A 15,059-nucleotide genomic window follows, 5' to 3' on the forward strand; every position below is an offset into this window, starting at 1 on the left:
AAAGAACCAAGTAGTACGAATGTGCTACTTGGTTCTTTTAATATAGTACTCGCCACAAATAAAAAGTCGCATAAGACTTCCAATTAGCCCAGTTTGCCGCGAAATCTTTTATTTCATTTTTAGTCGGTTTATTTTCGGAACCTGTTATAAATTTAATTGCATTATGCAGACCAACATCATCAATTGGAAAAGCTGAAGGAAATCTTAAACAACGCATTAAAACATAGTTGGCAGTCCATGGTCCTATACCATGGATAGCGGTTAATTGTTTCTCAGCAACCTTTACATCTTGTGTTTGCAGTAAATCCTCTTTTAATAGTTTTCTCTCTGTAATAAGCTTCGCAATACCGATTAAATATTCACATTTTCTAGTCGTCATTTTTAATTGTTGGAGATCTTCTACATGTAGATTTGCAATTGTTTCAGGTGATGGGAATATCCAATGCTTTCTACCGTCCCATTCTACATAACTTCCAAATTGCTCAACTAATCTTCTTTTTAGCGTATAAGCATATGTTAAGTTAATTTGTTGACCGATAATTCCCCAGGAAAGTGCCTCAAATAAGTCTGGAATACCTAAAGTACGAAGGCCGTAATATTGTTCAATTGGTCCTTGAAGGAGTAAATCATGTTTAGCTAATGTATAAAAGGGAGCTAAATCAGTAGTTAAATCAAACCATTCTTTTACATAGTTAGCTACAGCTTCACGTATCGATTTTTCAGATGTATATGATTCTTTTAAACAATGTATTTGAATATTGCCATCTGTATTCACACTAATTTCAACTAAAGGATTTACATCTTGAACAGGGATAACTTTATAAATTTTGTTATCTTCAATATGGAACATACATTCATTGTTAGAACGTGATAGATAACGTAAATTTTCTTGGAAACAAAATTCTTTTGGAACTGCTATAGATAATACGCTATTATATTCTGCTGTCATATGAATTCCACCTGCAACTTTTCTAATGTAAGCAATTTTTTCTTCATTTCTAATCCACCCCTAAATCCGGTTAGTTTCCCATTCTTCCCAATAACGCGATGACAAGGAATGGCGATAAGAAGAGGGTTAGCAGCAATAGCAGAAGCAACGGCGCGCACAGCTTTAGGTTTTTGAATTCTTTCAGCAATTTCTGTATAAGAATATGTCTTTCCATAAGGAATTTCACGTACCGTATTCCAAACAGATAATTGGAAATTAGTTCCATAAGAATCGATAGGGAATGTAAAAGTTTCTCGCTTGTTTTCTAAATACTCGATAACTTCTTTCGTATATATTTGCAAGTAATCTGGACTATGGATCAATATATGTTGGGGCAGTTTTTTTCTAGCCCATATATTTAATTCTTCAAAGTTTTCGTCTTGTGATCCAATGAAACATAGTCCATTTTCAGTTGCAGCAATATGAAATCGCCAATTTTTATGTGTAAGTAGCGTCCAATATATATAATTATTTTTGTAGGAATTCATTATCGTATCCCTCTTTCATTTCGTTCTTTTTTCGATATTCAGTAGGAGTAAATCCGGTTTTCTTTTTAAATAAAGTTGCGAAATACTCTGGGTTTTCTATCCCGACAGCAGTACTAATTTCTTTAATAGATTGATTTGTGTGTAAAAGGTATTCGGTTGCTTTAAGAACCCTGAATTGTTGTATATATTCTATAGGAGTTAACCCTATTATTCTTTTGAAAGTACGTTGTAAATGAAAAGGGCTACCGTGACACATTTCCGCAAGCATGTCGAGAGTTAAGGATTCGTCATAATGCTTTTCGATATAGTCTTTAATTTGTTCTACCCACTCTTCATTAGGTAAAGTGATCCCATTTGGCTTACAACGTTTGCACGGGCGAAAGTTCTCACTTAATGCTTGCTCTGCATGATGAAAAATTCGTACATTGTTTCTATTCGGTATTCTTGATTTGCATGATGGTCTGCAAAAGATTCCAGTTGATTTCACAGCATAAAAGAATTTGCTATCATAGGAAGAATCATTATGAATAATTGCTTGCCAATACTCATTTGTTAATGTAACTCCTTCATTGTGCATAGAACATCACCTCTGAAATTAGTATAACCTGAATAAAGTGCGTATGTATGTATTCATAAATGTAAGAGCAAGATTACAAAGGTGAAAATATGATTGTTTTTCTATTTTGTGATAGCATGAAATTTGGAAATAAACATCAAGAGGAGGGCTAAAAGTGAAGTTAATTTCATGGAATGTAAATGGTTTGCGAGCAGTTATCGCAAAAGGTGAATTCTTGGAATATCTCGAGGAATCAAGTGCTGATATATTTTGTCTACAAGAGATTAAATTACAAGAAGGGCAAATTGATTTAAATCTAGAGGGATATTATACATACTGGAATTATGCTGTGAAAAAAGGATATTCAGGAACTGCTATTTTTTCGAAAAAAGAACCGCTTTCAGTTACATATGGTTTAGACATTGAAGAGCATGATCAAGAAGGGCGACTTATTACTTTAGAATTCGAAGATTTTTATATGATAACGTTATATACACCAAATTCAAAACGTGGATTAGAACGATTAGATTACAGAATGAAATGGGAAGATGATTTCAGGTCCTATATCAAACGATTAGATGAGAAAAAACCAGTTATTTTTTGTGGAGACTTAAATGTTGCTCATAAAGAAATCGATTTGAAAAATCCAAAAAGTAATCGTAAAAATCCTGGATTCTCTGATGAGGAGCGAGAGAAATTTTCAAGTATTTTAGAAGAAGGATTTATTGATACATATCGTTACCTTTATCCTGATCAAGAAGGTGCATACTCGTGGTGGTCGTATCGTATGGGCGCGAGAGCGAAAAATATCGGATGGCGTTTAGATTATTTTGTTGTTTCGGAACGAATGAAAGACCAAATAACAGAAGCGAAAATTAATAGTGAAGTGATGGGATCAGACCATTGTCCAGTTGAATTGCATATAAATTTCTAAAAAAAGAAGTATCTCCCTAATATCAGGGAGATACTTCTTTTTTAATTCAATTTGTTAAAATTTTTCAAATCATTCTTGAAATAATTTCATATTAAATATATACTTAGTAACGATAATCATTATCATTGAAAATGATTATCAAGTGATGGAGGCGTAAAAGAATTATAGTCTAGGGGAAGTGAACGGGAATGAGTTCTGGATAAAATTATTAATCTAATGAAATATATATATGGGACAAGGTTCATATAGTTAAATTTTATTGAGAATATAGTTTGAAAATTTGAGAGGAGACATATAAAGATGAACAAGAAATTATTTACTTTAGGGATGGTTACAGTTTTAAGTGTAGGTTTAGCAGCATGTAATAGTGCGGATAAAACTTCAGGCGAGCAAAAACAACAGACAAAAGCTACGGAAACGAAAAAAGATGAAAAACGAAAAATCACATATTTAGGTAAAGAGTATACAGTGCCAGCAAAAGTAGATAAAATTGCGACAGCTAGTTTAGAGTCAATGGAAGATGCGGCAGTACTTGGAATTAAACCAGTTGGTGCCATTACTGTAGGTGGTAAATTACCAAAATATCTTGAAAAAGAGTTAGAAGGTGCTAAATCTGTTGGTGAGAAAATGCAACCCAATTTCGAAACATTACTACAATTAAAACCAGATGTTATTACATCGAGTACGAAATTCCCAGCAGAAACAGCTGAAAAGTTTACGAAAGTAGCTCCTACATTCCCGGTATCACACGTTTCAACAAATTGGGAAGATAACTTAAAGTTAATGGGAGAATTAACTGGTAAAAAAGATAAAGCCGAAAAAATTATTAAGGATTACAATTCGGACGCTGAAAAAGCAAAAGCAAAACTAGGAGGTAAGTTAAAAGATAAAAAAGTACTTGTCATAAGACTAAGAGCAAACGAATTATTCCTATATCCAGAAGGAGTATACTTCAATCCTGTAATTTATAAAGATCTTGGACTAACTGCTCCAGAACAATTGAAAACTGTAAAAGCACAAGAGAAAATTTCATTTGAAAAACTTGCTGAACTTAACCCAGATTATATTTTCTTACAATATGAGGCAAGTGAAAATAAAAACCCGAAAGTGTTAGAAGAAATTGAAAGTAATCCAATTTGGCAAAGTATGAATGCTGCGAAGGAAAAGAAAGTATTTGTAAATGTTGTAGATCCAATGGCACAAGGTGGTACAGCTTGGAGTAAAACAGCATTCTTAAAAGAAGCAGTGAAAAATTTATCTAAATAATACAATAAGTAAGGTGCGTTGAATGATATGCAGAAAACAAATGCAGTACCAGTAACTATATTATGTATAGCACCCATACTCATCTTATTTACAGTTATACTTTCGATTTTGTATGGGGCAAAAAGTATTGACGCTGAAACAGTGTGGAACGCATTATTTCATTTTGATTCAAGCGATGTAAATCATAATATTATTATTACTTCACGTTTACCAAGGGTAGTTGCAGCTCTTTTAGTCGGAGCATTTCTAGCCATATCAGGAGCGCTTATGCAGGGGATGACAAGAAACTATCTTGCATCCCCTTCTATTATGGGTGTGACGGATGGTGCTGCCTTTGTTATTACACTTTGTATGATTTTTCTTCCGGGAATGTCATCAATTGGTATGGTTGTATGTTCAATGATTGGTTCTGCACTAGGAGCCGGTATCGTGTTTGGTTTTGGTTCGCTCCTTCAAAATGGCTTATCACCAGTTAGGTTAGCGATTATAGGAACAGTTATTGGAACATTTTTAAGTAGTGTATCGGCTGCAATGGCTTCGTATTTCCAAATTTCTCAAAATGTTAGTTTTTGGTTTAATGCAAAGTTAGATCAAGTAGATCCTAATATCATTAAAATCACGATACCGTTTGGGATAATTGGAATAATTTTAGCATTGTTAATATCAAAATCTATTACCATTCTTTCATTAGGCGAAGAGGTTTCTATTAATTTAGGGCAACGTACAAAACTAGTTAAAGCGATGGCAATTTTATCGGTAATTTTCTTAACAGGAACAGCAGTTGCTTTAGTGGGGAAAGTTGGTTTTGTAGGTTTAATTATTCCGCACATTACGCGCTTTATAATTGGGGTAGATTATAAGTGGATTTTGCCATGTGCAGGTGTTATTGGTGGCGTTTTCTTAGCGTTATGTGACGTTTTGAGTAGATTTGTAAACTATCCATTTGAAACACCTATTGGAGTCGTTACCTCTTTAATTGGAATTCCTTTCTTCCTTTATTTAATCCGTACTAGAGGAGGAGAGAGACATGCTTAAAAGTTCAAGTCAACGTTTCGGAATGACGATGGGGATTATTATATTTTTAATACTATGTGCTATTTATATTAGTTTAACAAATGGTACGTTCGACATTACGATTACAGATGTATTTAAAACACTGTTTAGAATTGATCCAGTACCAGAACATGATTTAGTTATTTTTGAGTTTCGCCTTCCGCGCATCGTAATTGCTGGATTAGTAGGATTAGGCCTTGGTGTTGCGGGTGCCGTTATTCAAGGGATTACGAGAAATGGGTTGGCGGACCCAGGTATTTTAGGCGTAAATGCCGGAGCAGGAACAGCGATTGTCATTTTTATGTTTTTCTTTCAAGGGCAATTAAAAAGCACAGACTGGGTTTCTATTATGATGATGCCAATGTTTGGTTTAGTAGGCGGATTAGGTGCAGCTATCATCATTTATCTGTTTTCTTGGAAAAACGGGAAATTAGATTCGCAGCGACTTTTATTAACAGGGATTGCAATTGGATCAGGATTTGGAGCCTTTTCTATGTACTTATCACTCAAAATGAAGTCAACTGATTTTGAAATGGCCGCAGTGTGGGTGTCTGGAAGCATATATAGTGCAAACTGGAAGTATATTGTGGCTATGTTACCATGGCTTATTATCTTAATTCCGCTTATACAAAAGAAAGCTTATTTATTAGATTTATTTCAATTGGAAGAAACGAGTATTACAAGTTTAGGTGTTTCAGTAGAAAGAGAGAAATCGATTTTACTATTAAGTAGTATCGGGCTTGTGAGCGCATGTGTTGCTGTTTCAGGGAGTATCGGTTTTATTGGCTTAATGGCACCGCATATAGCGAAAAGGCTTGTCGGTATTCAACATAAGTATATAATTCCTACGTGCGGCGTAATCGGAATGTTTCTTGTAATTGCTTCAGACTTTATTGCGAAAACAGTTTTTACACCTGTAGAGCTACCAGTTGGAATCGTTATTTCTATTGTCGGTGTACCGTATTTCTTATATTTACTTTATAAGGCGAAAGCGTAAGAGGAGGAATAAAAGTGAGTATTTTAAGTGCAAAAAATTTAGAAACAAGTTATGAAAAGCTTACAGTGTTTCGCGATTTAAATGTGGAAATACAAGAAGGAAAAGTAACGACAATTATAGGTCCAAACGGTTGCGGTAAATCGACATTGTTAAAAACAATGGGAAGAATTTTAAAACAAAAAAGCGGTAAAGTATATTTGCAAGGACAGGATTTACATACAATTCCAACGAAAGAAATTGCGAAGCAGTTAGCTTTACTCCCGCAAACTCCAATTGCACCAGGTGAACTTAAAGTGGAAGAATTAATTTCTTATGGACGCTATCCACATCGAAATAACGTAAATAAGTTAACGACAAAAGATAAAGAAATGATTGATTGGGCATTAGATATAACGAAAACTTCTGAATTTCGAACGAGACAAATTGCAAATTTATCAGGTGGTCAAAGACAAAAGGTATGGCTAGCGATGGCATTAGCACAAGAGACAGAAGTGTTGCTATTAGATGAGCCAACTACATACCTTGATATGTCTCATCAATTAGATGTATTACAAATTGTGGAGAAGTTAAATAAAGAACATAATTGTACGGTTGTTATGGTATTACATGATATTAACCATGCAGCAAGATTTTCAGATGAAATTATTGCAATGAAGGAAGGAGAAATTGTTACAACTGGTAGCCCGGAAGAAATCATTACAAATGAAGTGTTAAAAGAAGTATTTCATATTGATGCACGTGTCATGATTGATCCGTATAACGGGGCTCCTGTTTGTTTCGGATATGATAGCCTTGTATCTGAAGAAGAAAAAATCGAAATATATGTAACAAGTTAAAAAAGAGGGGGAATAGGGTGAATACTACAGTTGAAAAACAGCAGATTATAACATCTAATACAGAGCAGTGGAAAATGTATTCAAAATTAGAAGGTAAGGAATATCAAATTCATATTTCAAAGCCGAGGCAACCAGCACCGGATTCAGGATATCCTGTCATTTACGTATTAGATGGCAATGCCTTTTTTCAAACATTTCATGAAGCAGTTAAAATACAATCAGTAAGAGCGGAAAAAACCGGTGTTTCACCAGCTATTATAGTAGGAGTGGGTTATCCAATTGAAGGCGCATTTTCAGGGGCAGAAAGGTGCTATGATTTTACGCCTAGCGTAATTTCAAAAGATGCCCCTTTAAAACCAGACGGTAAACCGTGGCCTAAAACAGGAGGAGCACATAATTTCTATACTTTTATTGAAGAAGAACTGAAACCACAAATTGAAAAGAATTTTGAGATTGATAAAAGTAAGCAAACGTTATTTGGACATTCTCTAGGTGGACTATTTGCTCTTTATATACTATTTACAAACTTAAATGCTTTTCAAAATTATTTTATTAGTAGTCCATCTATATGGTGGAATAATAAATCCGTACTTGAAAAAGAAGAGAACCTTATACATGAATTAAACAATGCTAAGTTTGAAACAGGAGTGTTCCTTACAGTTGGGTCACTAGAACGAGAGCATATGGTTGTAGGTGCAAATGAATTATCAGAGCGCCTTCTCCAAGTAAACCACGATAAACTTAAATTTAAGTTTTATGAAGCTGAAGGGGAGAATCATGCATCTGTTGTGCCGACGTCTTTAAGTAAAGGATTGAGGTTTATTAGTTACGTATAGGAAAAAAGGTTATGGATAAAACATTCCATAACCTTTTTTAATATGTAGAATTGTCCTTTTCGAAAGTTTTGTTTCAACTTTTCGTCTAAAGAGACAAAAAATTGTCACAAATCGGTCACAATTAGCATAAACATAAAATAGACGAAATGAACTTATTTCCAAAAAGGCTTGGTTTATTTCAATCATGATTCGTAGAGTTGAAAAAGCATGGATTAAAAGTTCACTATATTCCCAAGGAGGTAGATCGTATGAAAACAATTCTTGCTATCGCTGGACTTATTTGGGTTTTATCGCATGGCATCCCAATTTATGAAGGAGAACAAATTCGCAGTGCTCTGAATAAAAATTTTAATGAATATCATATCATTAATCGGCAAGATAATGTTGTGACAGTTCGAGTGAATGATTGTTTTCATACGGTAACCGTTGAAGGAACTTCAGTAGTGAATGATACAAAAGTATGTGATCAGCAATAATTATATATGGAAAGAAAAATTCTAGGGTTAAATATCTGAAAATTAAAATTGAAAAATTATAGACGAAGAATAAGCGGGGGCGGTTAATCCCCGCTTATTCTTGTTTCACTTTATTGAATTTTGATGAGAGATATAATGATTTTGTGACAAAAAGGAAAGGGTATACTGAAAATTGAGATTAAGAAGCTAATGAGTTGTTAAGAATAATCATAAAGTGTAAATATACTCTTATGGGGTATCATGCGTAGATATTTAATGCTATAATTGGTATACTCATAAAAAACAATTGTTTTATTGGATGAAGAGAAACTTTAAGAAGGTGATAATATGGATCATAAAGAGCATGAAGCAGTAACACATAGATCAGAAAAAGAAAAAGAACAGATTATAAATAGATTAAAGAGAATTGAAGGACAGGTCCGCGGTATTCAAAATATGATTGAAAATGATCGTTATTGCGTGGATATTTTAGTGCAAATTTCAGCGATTAATGCAGCGATGAAAAAAGTAGGAATGGGTGTATTAAAAAACCATACAAGTCATTGTGTTTCAGGTGCTATTAAAGATGGCAATGGTGACGAAGCAATTGAAGAATTAATGACTGTATTTGAACGTTTTTCAAAAGCGTAAAAACAAGCTAGTATGTCACTGGCTTGTTTTTTTGTTTACCTTCATAATAAGATCTCGGCGTATTGATGTGAAAAAGTGTGTGTAAAATAAACTTTTAGAAAATAATTGAAAAATCATGATATAAAACCATTGATTACCTTAGGGGGGTATGGTAAGATGTAATTGTGATTAACAAACAATGAATAAACAAGAGGAGGATTTTAAATGGAACAGTTAACATTACAGGTTGAAGGTATGTCTTGTGGACATTGTGTAAATGCTATCGAAAGCAGTGTGAAAGAGCTAAACGGTGTTGAACAAGTGAAGGTTCAATTAGCAGAAGGAACTGTTGAAGTTACTATCGACTCGTCTGCCGTAACATTAAAAGATATCGTTGCTGTAATCGAAGACCAAGGATACGATGTTCAATAATTATTTTTAGATATGGAAATAAATCGTACTTTAAATGAAGTACGATTTATTTTGCTAATCATTATACCTCATAAGGGTATATAGAGGTGAGAGACATGAATGAAAAAAAAGAGGCCAATCTTCAAATATCGGGAATGACATGTGCGGCATGTGCAAATAGAATTGAAAAAGGTCTAAAAAAAGTAGAAGGTGTTCATGAGGCAAATGTAAATTTTGCACTTGAAAAAACAAAAATAATGTACGATCCAACTAAAACAAATCCGCAACAGTTTAAAGAAAAAGTTGAATCGTTAGGATATGGAATTGTAAGTGAAAAAGCTGAATTTACTGTTTCAGGAATGACATGTGCAGCATGTGCAAATAGAGTTGAAAAGCGTTTAAATAAGTTAGATGGTGTGAACAAAGCGACAGTAAATTTTGCTTTAGAATCAGCTACAGTAGACTTTAATCCTGATGAAGTTAATGTAAATGAAATGAAGAGTGCGATTACGAAGCTAGGATATAAATTAGAAGTCAAACCAGATGATCAAGATGCATCAACTGATCATCGATTACAAGAAATTGAAAGACAAAAGAAGAAGTTTATTATTTCGTTTATTTTATCTTTCCCATTATTGTGGGCAATGGTTAGTCATTTCTCATTTACGTCGTTTATTTATTTACCAGATATGTTAATGAACCCTTGGGTGCAACTAGCACTTGCAACTCCTGTTCAATTTATCATTGGTGGACAGTTTTATGTTGGAGCTTATAAAGCGTTACGTAATAAAAGTGCGAATATGGATGTTCTCGTGGCGCTTGGAACGTCGGCCGCGTATTTCTATAGTGTATATTTAAGTATTCAATCTATTGGTTCTTCGAAACATATGACAGATTTATATTTTGAAACGAGTGCGGTACTTATTACATTAATTATTTTAGGTAAATTATTTGAAGCGAAAGCAAAAGGGCGCTCATCAGAAGCAATTAAAAAATTGATGGGTTTACAAGCGAAGACAGCTACAGTTGTGCGAGATGGAACAGAAATAAAAATTTTGATTGAAGAAGTAGTAGCTGGTGATATCGTCTATGTAAAGCCTGGTGAAAAAATACCAGTAGATGGTGAGATTGTAGAAGGAAAGTCAGCAATTGATGAATCGATGTTAACGGGTGAAAGTATTCCTGTTGATAAGTCAATTGGGGATGTAGTAATAGGTTCGACAATAAATAAAAATGGATTTTTAAAAGTGAAAGCAACTAAGGTAGGAAGAGATACTGCATTAGCTCAAATTATTAAAGTAGTAGAAGAGGCACAAGGTTCAAAAGCTCCTATTCAAAGGGTAGCAGATCAAATTTCAGGTATTTTCGTACCGGTTGTAGTTGTGATTGCGATTATCACATTTGCAGTATGGATGATATTTGTTACACCTGGTGATTTTGGCGGAGCACTTGAGAAAATGATAGCAGTACTTGTTATTGCTTGTCCATGTGCATTAGGTCTTGCAACGCCTACATCTATTATGGCAGGATCAGGAAGATCGGCTGAGTATGGTATTTTATTTAAAGGTGGAGAGCATTTAGAAGCAACGCACCGATTAGATACGGTTATTTTAGATAAAACGGGTACAGTGACAAATGGGAAGCCGGTATTAACAGATGTAATTGTAGCAGATGGATTCAATGAAAATGAACTGCTTAGATTAGTAGGGGCAGCAGAAAGAAATTCTGAACATCCGCTTGCAGAAGCGATTGTAGAAGGAATTAAAGAAAAGAAAATTGATATCCCAAGTTCAGAAACGTTTGAAGCGATTCCGGGATTTGGTATCGAATCAGTTGTAGAAGGAAAACACTTATTAATTGGTACACGTCGATTAATGAAGAAATTCAATATTGATATTGAAGAAGTTTCTAAATCAATGGAAGCGCTAGAACGAGAAGGAAAAACAGCAATGCTTATTGCAATCGATAAAGAATATGCTGGTATAGTTGCCGTTGCAGATACTGTGAAAGATACTTCAAAAGCAGCTATCGCAAGACTGAAAAAAATGGGTTTAGACGTTGTGATGATTACAGGAGATAATACACAAACTGCTCAGGCAATTGCAAAGCAAGTTGGTATTGATCACGTAATTGCAGAAGTATTGCCAGAAGGAAAAGCAGAAGAAGTGAAAAAACTGCAAGCAAATGGTAAGAAAGTAGCGATGGTTGGAGATGGGATAAATGATGCTCCTGCTCTTGCTACAGCGAACATTGGTATGGCAATTGGAACGGGAACGGATGTAGCGATGGAAGCAGCGGATATAACGTTAATCCGCGGTGATTTAAATAGTATTGCTGATGCGATCTTTATGAGTAAAATGACGATAAGAAATATTAAACAAAATTTATTCTGGGCATTAGCTTATAACGCGTTAGGAATTCCAATTGCGGCATTAGGTTTCTTAGCCCCTTGGGTTGCTGGAGCAGCGATGGCATTTAGTTCTGTATCCGTTGTATTAAATGCATTACGATTACAAAGAGTTAAATTAAAATCTTAAAAAGCTACATTAAGTAATTGAATAGAATTAAAAAACAATACTTTGAATAAGTATTGTTTTTTTGTTCGTATAGAAATTAAAACGATATAATAAAGAAGAATTATGGAATCGTATATAGTAGAAAAGTTAAGAGGTAGTTTGGTAAGGAGACTTATATATGTTAAAAGATATTATAATTAGAACATTTCAGAAAGAAGATTTAAATCAAGTATTACAATTGTTCTATGAAACAGTTCATACGGTTAATGCAAAAGATTATAATGAGTTACAGCTACAAGCATGGGCACCAGATCGACTAGATAGAGAAAGCTGGTTAAAGTCTTTAGAAAAGAATATTAGTTATGTAGCGGATCATAACGGTGTGATAGTCGGATTTGGAGATTATAATGAGGATCATTACGTAGATCGTTTATTTACACATAAATATTATCAGGGGAAAAGGATAGCCTCATCCATATTACAGAAGTTAGAAAAAGAAGCAGTGAACCTAGGGCATGGGGAAATCTATACAGAAGCGAGTATTACAGCAAAACCTTTCTTTGAAAGTAAAGGTTTTATTTGCATAAAGGAACAAAAGAAACAGCATAATGGTCAGATTTTTATTAATTATGTTATGAAAAAAATATCCTTCTCATAAATGAGAAGGATATTTTTCATTATTTTACAGCTTCTTTTAGTTCTTTACCAGCTTTGAAAGCAGGTACTTTAGAAGCTGCGATTTGCATTTCTTCACCAGTTTGTGGGTTACGGCCTGTACGAGCAGCTCTTTCACGAACTTCGAATGTACCGAATCCGATAAGTTGTACTTTTTCACCAGCAGCTAAAGTGTTAGTGATTGATTCTACTACAGTTTGTACAACTACAGTAGCTTCTTTTTGAGAAATCTCAGCATTTTGTGCTACGTTTTTAATTAATTCTGTTTTGTTCATGTTTTTCACCTCATATGTAAATAATGCTATTTAAGTTGTTATTATAACGTATAAAACATTCGAGAACAAGTGTACGTACATATATTCGCAAAAAAAATGAAATTTGTAATATTTTTTAGGACATTTTATAGACATTCCATTTAAGCGGACAGAGATTTGTTCTTCATTTCAGTCTTCTCTTGATGAGAAGGTAGTTTCTTATTATAAGATATGAAGTAAGGTAGTGCTACAAATAACATACCTCCTACTAAATTTCCAAAGAAAACAAAAATAAAGTTTGGAAAATATTCAGCCCAAGTGAAATGACCGGCAAAAATTGCGGCTGGGATGACAAACATATTTGCTACAACGTGTTGAAATCCAATCGCAACAAAAGTCATAACTGGGAACCAAATACCGATAATCTTTCCGATAAATTCTTTACTTCCCATACTGAGCCAAACAGCTAAACAAACGAGCCAATTACATCCGATTGCAGAAATAAATGCTTGCAATGGTGTATCTTGTAGTTTCGCTTGAGCGATAGAAATAGTTTTCGCTAAAAAAGCTCCTTCAGTTAAGCCGACGATATGACCGAAAAAATAGGCTACGAATACAGCTCCTATGAAATTGCTAAATGTAACAATAACTAAATTTCGTATGAAATAAAATAAAGTAATTTTCTTTTGAAGCCAAGCCATAGAAACTGTCATCATGTTACCAGTTACTAGTTCACCGCCTGCAAGAATAACGAGAATGAGACCAACAGGGAATACAGCAGCGCCTAGAAAACTAGAAAATGATCCCCAATATTTTGGCATTGTCCCAATAACATGAATATCGAGTAAATACCCTAATGCGATAAAAGCGCCACCAAAAAAACCAAGAATTAGCATAGGGAGCAATGATAAATGAGCTTTTTTTCTTCCTGAATTCGCAGCAAGTTCCGTAATTTCTTCTGGTGTAAATACAGACATGAATAATCCCTCCGTAATAAAATGATGGAATGAATAGAAAAAATTTCAAAAATCTATGTATTATAAAAATATGTTATGACTTCTGTATAAAATTGTCAAAGTGAATAGAGAGGAAATTACATATTGATAACATTGTTCATATTGTCACATGAATGTAACAATAAGGATTTAAAGTGTTTCTAGAGGTGAAAACATGAATACGAATCATGTAAAAAAAGAACGAAAAAAATCAATCGTAAAGATATTTATTATTAGTTTTATAAGTATATTAATGATACCAGTAAGTTTGTATTATTATGCGACAGAAATAGAACGAAAACTAGTAACCGTTACATGGAATGAAATAGAAGCTTCTACAATTCCTAAAGAGTTTAATAATAAAAAAATATTGCAGTTTTCAGATGTACATTTAGGACCAGAGTTTACACTGAAACAACTTGAACATTTAGTGGAGAAGATGAATGAATTACATCCAGATATAGTAGTTTTTACCGGAGATTTAATAGATAAATTTGGGTCTTATAGTGCGGAAAGAGAAGCAGCGAAGGCTATTTTGCAGAAAATTTACGCTCCCTTAGGGAAATATGCTGTGTTTGGGAATCATGATAGGGGCGGGGGCGGTAGTTTATTTTACAAAAAATATATGGAGGAAGCTGGTTTTTCTGTATTAGTAAATGAAGTGCAGAAAATTAAAGTGGAAAACGGCAAATATATTACAATATCAGGTTTGGATGATTTTCTATTAGGGAAGCCGAAAATAGATTCAACTTTAAAAAACTTGAAACAAAATGATTTCAACATGTTATTAGTACATGAGCCGGATGTTGTAACCAAAATAAATCGTTACCCAGTTGATCTTCAACTGTCAGGACATAGTCACGGAGGACAAGTCCAAATCCCTTTTGTAGGTCCGTTAATTACTACCAAACTAGCTGAGAGCTATGTTGAAGGTATGTATGAAGTGGAGGGGAAGAGTAAGCAGTTATATTTATATGTAAATCGTGGTATTGGGACTACTAGGATGCCTGTTAGATTTTGTAGTGTACCTGAACTTTCAGTTTTTGTGTTGAAGCAAAAGAGTGACTAGAATATTTAACAATATGATTCGGAGGAACGTGCGATGTTGGGCGATGGAAAACAGTTTCTTAAAACTTTAGATGTGACAAAGTAATTTTCATAAATAAAAA

At 34.0% G+C, this 15,059-nt stretch carries 17 protein-coding genes; 12 read left to right on the forward strand and 5 right to left on the reverse strand.

Annotated features, from left to right (window positions below; all coding sequences use genetic code 11):
• Window positions 1-37 precede the first annotated feature (37 nt).
• The 3 genes from ACTFP3_RS15560 to ACTFP3_RS15570 are packed head-to-tail and all read right to left on the reverse strand — an operon-like array spanning window position 38 to window position 2,053.
• On the reverse strand, window positions 38-949 hold the full coding sequence (locus ACTFP3_RS15560) for a DNA-3-methyladenine glycosylase 2 (protein ID WP_326036300.1): 912 nt from the start codon (window positions 947-949) through the stop codon (window positions 38-40).
• Window positions 946-1,476 (reverse strand): methylated-DNA--[protein]-cysteine S-methyltransferase, encoded by a 531-nt coding sequence (locus ACTFP3_RS15565; RefSeq protein ID WP_440010789.1) that lies wholly within the window; start codon window positions 1,474-1,476, stop codon window positions 946-948. The genes ACTFP3_RS15560 and ACTFP3_RS15565 overlap by 4 nt, the downstream gene beginning before the upstream one ends.
• Window positions 1,457-2,053 carry a bifunctional transcriptional activator/DNA repair enzyme AdaA gene (locus ACTFP3_RS15570; protein ID WP_000551322.1) on the reverse strand — a complete coding sequence of 199 codons (597 nt, stop codon included), beginning with the start codon at window positions 2,051-2,053 and terminating at the stop codon, window positions 1,457-1,459. Before ACTFP3_RS15570 ends, ACTFP3_RS15565 begins: the two co-directional genes overlap by 20 nt.
• A gap of 154 nt (window positions 2,054-2,207) precedes the next feature.
• Here ACTFP3_RS15570 and ACTFP3_RS15575 point away from each other — a divergent pair, with 154 nt between their 5' ends.
• The 11 genes from ACTFP3_RS15575 to ACTFP3_RS15625 all read left to right on the forward strand — a co-directional run bounded on the left by ACTFP3_RS15575 (window position 2,208) and on the right by ACTFP3_RS15625 (window position 12,624).
• Complete coding sequence (locus ACTFP3_RS15575) at window positions 2,208-2,966, forward strand: exodeoxyribonuclease III (RefSeq protein WP_000767598.1); 759 nt, start codon at window positions 2,208-2,210, stop codon at window positions 2,964-2,966.
• Window positions 2,967-3,266: 300 nt separating this feature from the next.
• Entirely contained in the window at window positions 3,267-4,232 is a 966-nt protein-coding gene (locus tag ACTFP3_RS15580) for an iron-hydroxamate ABC transporter substrate-binding protein (protein ID WP_001035510.1), read from the forward strand.
• Between the two features lie 27 nt (window positions 4,233-4,259).
• Entirely contained in the window at window positions 4,260-5,267 is a 1,008-nt protein-coding gene (locus tag ACTFP3_RS15585) for a FecCD family ABC transporter permease (protein ID WP_001173058.1), read from the forward strand.
• On the forward strand, window positions 5,260-6,282 hold the full coding sequence (locus ACTFP3_RS15590; protein WP_000920450.1) for a FecCD family ABC transporter permease: 1,023 nt from the start codon (window positions 5,260-5,262) through the stop codon (window positions 6,280-6,282). The genes ACTFP3_RS15585 and ACTFP3_RS15590 overlap by 8 nt, the downstream gene beginning before the upstream one ends.
• A gap of 14 nt (window positions 6,283-6,296) precedes the next feature.
• On the forward strand, window positions 6,297-7,118 hold the full coding sequence (locus ACTFP3_RS15595) for an ABC transporter ATP-binding protein (protein ID WP_000025763.1): 822 nt from the start codon (window positions 6,297-6,299) through the stop codon (window positions 7,116-7,118).
• Window positions 7,119-7,135: 17 nt separating this feature from the next.
• Window positions 7,136-7,954, forward strand: coding sequence for an alpha/beta hydrolase-fold protein (locus tag ACTFP3_RS15600; RefSeq protein ID WP_326036297.1), 819 nt, complete (start codon window positions 7,136-7,138; stop codon window positions 7,952-7,954).
• A 248-nt stretch (window positions 7,955-8,202) separates the two neighbouring features.
• Entirely contained in the window at window positions 8,203-8,430 is a 228-nt protein-coding gene (locus ACTFP3_RS15605; RefSeq protein WP_000849104.1) for a hypothetical protein, read from the forward strand.
• 327 nt (window positions 8,431-8,757) lie between these two features.
• Window positions 8,758-9,060: a metal-sensing transcriptional repressor gene (locus ACTFP3_RS15610; RefSeq protein ID WP_000349636.1), complete on the forward strand. Its 303-nt coding sequence runs from the start codon at window positions 8,758-8,760 to the stop codon at window positions 9,058-9,060.
• 204 nt (window positions 9,061-9,264) lie between these two features.
• Window positions 9,265-9,471 carry a copper chaperone CopZ gene (gene copZ, locus ACTFP3_RS15615; RefSeq protein ID WP_000436973.1) on the forward strand — a complete coding sequence of 69 codons (207 nt, stop codon included), beginning with the start codon at window positions 9,265-9,267 and terminating at the stop codon, window positions 9,469-9,471.
• Window positions 9,472-9,566: 95 nt separating this feature from the next.
• A complete protein-coding gene (locus ACTFP3_RS15620) occupies window positions 9,567-11,987 on the forward strand; it encodes a heavy metal translocating P-type ATPase (RefSeq protein ID WP_001003186.1) in 2,421 nt (806 codons plus the stop codon).
• Between the two features lie 157 nt (window positions 11,988-12,144).
• Window positions 12,145-12,624 (forward strand): GNAT family N-acetyltransferase, encoded by a 480-nt coding sequence (locus ACTFP3_RS15625; protein WP_000910163.1) that lies wholly within the window; start codon window positions 12,145-12,147, stop codon window positions 12,622-12,624.
• A gap of 19 nt (window positions 12,625-12,643) precedes the next feature.
• Here the strand turns inward: ACTFP3_RS15625 and ACTFP3_RS15630 are convergent, their stop codons facing one another.
• A complete protein-coding gene (locus ACTFP3_RS15630) occupies window positions 12,644-12,916 on the reverse strand; it encodes an HU family DNA-binding protein (protein WP_001043904.1) in 273 nt (90 codons plus the stop codon).
• 140 nt (window positions 12,917-13,056) lie between these two features.
• A complete protein-coding gene (locus ACTFP3_RS15635; RefSeq protein ID WP_000110542.1) occupies window positions 13,057-13,872 on the reverse strand; it encodes a formate/nitrite transporter family protein in 816 nt (271 codons plus the stop codon).
• Between the two features lie 193 nt (window positions 13,873-14,065).
• Here ACTFP3_RS15635 and ACTFP3_RS15640 point away from each other — a divergent pair, with 193 nt between their 5' ends.
• Window positions 14,066-14,959 (forward strand): metallophosphoesterase, encoded by an 894-nt coding sequence (locus tag ACTFP3_RS15640; protein ID WP_001095342.1) that lies wholly within the window; start codon window positions 14,066-14,068, stop codon window positions 14,957-14,959.
• The last annotated feature ends 100 nt before the right edge of the window (window positions 14,960-15,059 follow it).

It is taken from the genome of Bacillus cereus group sp. MYBK5-2 (assembly GCF_051915685.1).
Lineage (GTDB): Bacteria > Bacillota > Bacilli > Bacillales > Bacillaceae_G > Bacillus_A > Bacillus_A cereus.

Excerpts from the sequence above, each read along its gene's own strand:
- ACTFP3_RS15560 (WP_326036300.1), bottom strand. The coding sequence starts at position 949 with ATGACAGCAGAATATAATAGCGTATTATCTATAGCAGTTCCAAAAGAA.
- ACTFP3_RS15565 (WP_440010789.1), bottom strand. The coding sequence starts at position 1,476 with ATGAATTCCTACAAAAATAATTATATATATTGGACGCTACTTACACAT.
- ACTFP3_RS15570 (WP_000551322.1), bottom strand. The coding sequence starts at position 2,053 with ATGCACAATGAAGGAGTTACATTAACAAATGAGTATTGGCAAGCAATT.
- ACTFP3_RS15580 (WP_001035510.1), top strand. The coding sequence starts at position 3,267 with ATGAACAAGAAATTATTTACTTTAGGGATGGTTACAGTTTTAAGTGTA.
- ACTFP3_RS15585 (WP_001173058.1), top strand. The coding sequence starts at position 4,260 with ATGCAGAAAACAAATGCAGTACCAGTAACTATATTATGTATAGCACCC.
- ACTFP3_RS15590 (WP_000920450.1), top strand. The coding sequence starts at position 5,260 with ATGCTTAAAAGTTCAAGTCAACGTTTCGGAATGACGATGGGGATTATT.
- ACTFP3_RS15605 (WP_000849104.1), top strand. The coding sequence starts at position 8,203 with ATGAAAACAATTCTTGCTATCGCTGGACTTATTTGGGTTTTATCGCAT.
- ACTFP3_RS15610 (WP_000349636.1), top strand. The coding sequence starts at position 8,758 with ATGGATCATAAAGAGCATGAAGCAGTAACACATAGATCAGAAAAAGAA.
- copZ (WP_000436973.1), top strand. The coding sequence starts at position 9,265 with ATGGAACAGTTAACATTACAGGTTGAAGGTATGTCTTGTGGACATTGT.
- ACTFP3_RS15620 (WP_001003186.1), top strand. The coding sequence starts at position 9,567 with ATGAATGAAAAAAAAGAGGCCAATCTTCAAATATCGGGAATGACATGT.
- ACTFP3_RS15625 (WP_000910163.1), top strand. The coding sequence starts at position 12,145 with ATGTTAAAAGATATTATAATTAGAACATTTCAGAAAGAAGATTTAAAT.
- ACTFP3_RS15630 (WP_001043904.1), bottom strand. The coding sequence starts at position 12,916 with ATGAACAAAACAGAATTAATTAAAAACGTAGCACAAAATGCTGAGATT.
- ACTFP3_RS15635 (WP_000110542.1), bottom strand. The coding sequence starts at position 13,872 with ATGTCTGTATTTACACCAGAAGAAATTACGGAACTTGCTGCGAATTCA.
- ACTFP3_RS15640 (WP_001095342.1), top strand. The coding sequence starts at position 14,066 with ATGAATACGAATCATGTAAAAAAAGAACGAAAAAAATCAATCGTAAAG.